This is a genomic window from Sphaerisporangium sp. NPDC049002 (genome assembly GCF_040649355.1).
GTDB lineage: Bacteria > Actinomycetota > Actinomycetes > Streptosporangiales > Streptosporangiaceae > Sphaerisporangium.
This window is the reverse complement of sequence record NZ_JBEZFH010000385.1, coordinates 1-3,095: the sequence shown is the minus strand read 5'-3', so window position 1 is coordinate 3,095 and position 3,095 is coordinate 1. Positions and strand designations below refer to the sequence as shown.

The window sequence follows — 3,095 nt, the reverse complement described above, 5'->3', positions numbered from 1 at the left end:
ACAAGCCCAACGACTCCGACCGGAAGGACGAACAAGAAAGGCTGACACAGAATTAGACCAGCTCAGCTGCCTTGATCAGATTGACAGGTACCGGATCGCCTCTGTGCTTCATGCACCTGTGTAAAGCCGGCCCATGTCGACAAGTTGAACGGCGGGGTCGTGCCGGGCCACGGCGCGGAGGTCGTCACTGAAGCCGGCGCCGCTGAACAGGAGCAGCCGTGTGCGATCGGCGTTGACGCCTTCGCGGGCGCGGAGCAGGTCGCGGATCTGGTCGAGCCGGCGCACGTGTCCGAGGCCCATGATGTCGTTCCACTTGCATTCGCCGATGGCGAGGAGTCGCTCGCGGCCGGTCTCGTCCTGGCCGAAGGCCGCGACATCGACCTCGTGAGCTGTCCGGTTGGCCGAGTCGGGGACGGTACCGCTGGCCACGTTCGACGGGAAGCCGCCTATGGTTCCGGAGTCGCAGTACCAGCGAGTCCACTCGCGGCAGATGCGTTCGAAGTGAGGTCCCACGACCTTGCTGCGGAAGGTCGGTTGCAGCCGACGCCAGACGTCCGGTGCACGGCCTGGACGTTCCAGATCGCCCCAGGCAGGCCGCATGACGGCGTGGTAGAAGGCGAGGAGGGGCTCGGCGATCCGGTAGGCGGAGCGGTTCCGGCGGAAGGCGTCCTGCTCGTGGGTGATCATGCCGACGTCCTGGAGGACGGCGAGCGGGTGGGCCAGGTCCGTCGACTTGCGGCCGAGGTAGGAGGCGATGCCGCCGCGGTTGTGGTTGCCGTCGGCGATCGCCGCCAGCACGGAGTGGTAGAGCGCGGTGTCATGAAGCTCGGGTTCTTCGGCGAGCAGGTAGCGGCCTTCCCGGAAGAGCGGGCGGCCGGGGTTGAGGACGGCACGGACGACCCAGGAGTCGAAGTCGTCGGCGTCGGCGGGGGTGTCACCCTGGGTGAATTCACGGCGGTAGGCGGGGGTGCCGCCCACGACAGCGTTGGTCAGCGCGGCGGTGCGCGGGTCGGCGATCTCCCAGAACCGGGCGGCGAGGCGGAAGTCGAGGGTGGGCACGACCAGTTCAAGTCCGGCGCGGCCGCGCAGCGGCGCGTTGCCGGACAGGATGCGCCCCATGAAGGACAGGGCGGACCCGCACAGAAGCAGGCGGACGGGAGTGTTGTTGCGCTGGGCGGTGGGATCCAGAGCGCGTTGGATGATGGAGGGCAGGGCTGGGGAGGCCTTGGCGAGGAACGGGAACTCGTCGATGACCGCGACGGTGGGCCCGGTGGCGGCGATGCGCAGGAGCCGAGCCACGGCTTCGTCCCAGTTGGCGAAGCGGAACGGACCGGGCTCGCCGACGTGCGCGGCCAGCGCGTCCCCGAACTGCCGCAGCGCGTCGGCCTCGGTGGTCTCGGTGCCGGTGAACATGAAGCCGCCGGTCGCAGTGGTGAGCGCGTCGAGCAGAAAGGTCTTCCCCTGCCGGCGACGCCCGGAGACCACCCCAAGGGTCGCCTTGGGGGCCGAGTAAGCAGCGAAGCGACTCAGCTCCGCCCACTCGAAGTCCCGATCGAACATCCCACTGGGCTTGTCCACGCACTGCCCCCTCCACTATGAATAATCGCAGCTACTATAGCTGGACTTATACAAGGGGTGCTGGTGCCAGGCCGCCGACCGAGGAGGAGTCCCGACCCTATGCGTGATCAGCTCGGCAGGCTGTGAGGTGACGAGCTCCCTATCGTCCTGCAATCAACTGCGTAGGGGCGATCAACCTCTCCGACCGCGCCAACGTGCCAGTGGAAGAGGCTTCATTCGCCCGCGTGGAGGCACAGACGACTCCTTGGAGGTGGTCGGCCTCTTTTGATCTCAGGTTCGCCGTGATGTCAGCGCTGGCGTGGTCTCATCCGGCGATTTTGATCCGTACGGCCTCCGGTGCGGGGAGGAGGCATCTGACCTGCTTGCCGATGGGGGTGAGGGCGACGTCCCAGCCGGGGGCGAGCGCGTCGAGCAGCCACAGGCCGCGCCCGGACTCGGCCTGGTCGTCGTCGGGAGCGGTGTTCGAGCGGACGGGCAGGCGGGCCGGGTTGGGATCATGCACCTTGACCCAGATGCCCTTGTCGTCCTGCTCCACCTCGACGACGACCGGCGCCCAGTTCCCGCAGGCCCGTACGGCGTTCCCGATCAGCTCCGACGCGATCAGCCGGGCCGATTCGGCGGTCTCGGTATCGACCCCGACAGCGGCCAGGACCTTGAGCGTCACCTCCCGCACAGCCCGCAGGTTCTCCTCACACACATTCATGTGCACGACGAACCCACCCGGCCTGACAGCCAGATAGAACCCCAACGCCGCTGTCGCCTGCTCTTCCGTCATGGTCGTCGGCCCTCCGTGCGTATGCCCCCGGCTCCGGGAAAGCGTGTCTATGTCACATTTCGAGTTTGAGTGCTAACTCTTGGTGACAAGCACTATGGCAGAGCATGGTCCTTAGGCACCCAGACTTGCAAGGTTGTCACCCAGCTTCGTTGATGATTTTCATGAGTACCCGGCTCGCTACTCCAGGTGATGGAACACTGCGCGTATGCCGAACGCGCGCCCAGTCCCCACCGTTCGCCGACGTCGGCTGGGGGAGTCCCTCCGCCGATTCCGCAACGCCGCCGGCCTGAACCTCGACGATGCCGCCGCAGCGCTCGGGTGGAAGGCCCCCAAGCTGTCGCGCATCGAGAACGCCAACGCCCATATACGGCCGGCCGAGGTGACAGCCCTGCTCAAGGCGTATGCCGTGACCGATCCCGAGGTGTTCGGCGCGCTGGGGGAGTTGGCCAAGGACGCCGGCAAGCGGGGATGGTGGCAGACCTACGGCGGTATCGTCGCCCCCGCGTACGCCGACTACATCTCCCTTGAATCCGATAGCGACAGCATCCGCGTCTTCGCTCCGTTGCTGGTCCCGGGTCTGATGCAGACCGCCGCGTACGCACGAGAGACCATCGCCGGGATCACCATGACACGCACTCCTGAGGAGATCGCGGCCCTCGCCGAGATCCGACTCGCACGTCAGGCGGTTCCAGCAGGGGCCACGGCCGGGACCTTCCGATGATCATCGCCTGGACCATCGACG

At 66.9% G+C, this 3,095-nt stretch carries 3 protein-coding genes; 1 reads left to right on the top strand and 2 read right to left on the bottom strand.

Annotation, left to right across the window (positions count from 1 at the left end):
- Window positions 1–108 precede the first annotated feature (108 nt).
- Window positions 109–1,578, bottom strand: coding sequence for an ATP-binding protein (locus AB0B89_RS35760; protein ID WP_358562022.1), 1,470 nt, complete (start codon window positions 1,576–1,578; stop codon window positions 109–111).
- Window positions 1,579–1,882: 304 nt separating this feature from the next.
- Window positions 1,883–2,353, bottom strand: coding sequence for an ATP-binding protein (locus AB0B89_RS35755; RefSeq protein WP_358562019.1), 471 nt, complete (start codon window positions 2,351–2,353; stop codon window positions 1,883–1,885).
- Between the two features lie 205 nt (window positions 2,354–2,558).
- Between AB0B89_RS35755 and AB0B89_RS35750 the strand changes: the two genes are divergently transcribed.
- Window positions 2,559–3,074 carry a Scr1 family TA system antitoxin-like transcriptional regulator gene (locus tag AB0B89_RS35750; protein ID WP_358562016.1) on the top strand — a complete coding sequence of 172 codons (516 nt, stop codon included), beginning with the start codon at window positions 2,559–2,561 and terminating at the stop codon, window positions 3,072–3,074.
- Window positions 3,075–3,095 lie beyond the last annotated feature (21 nt).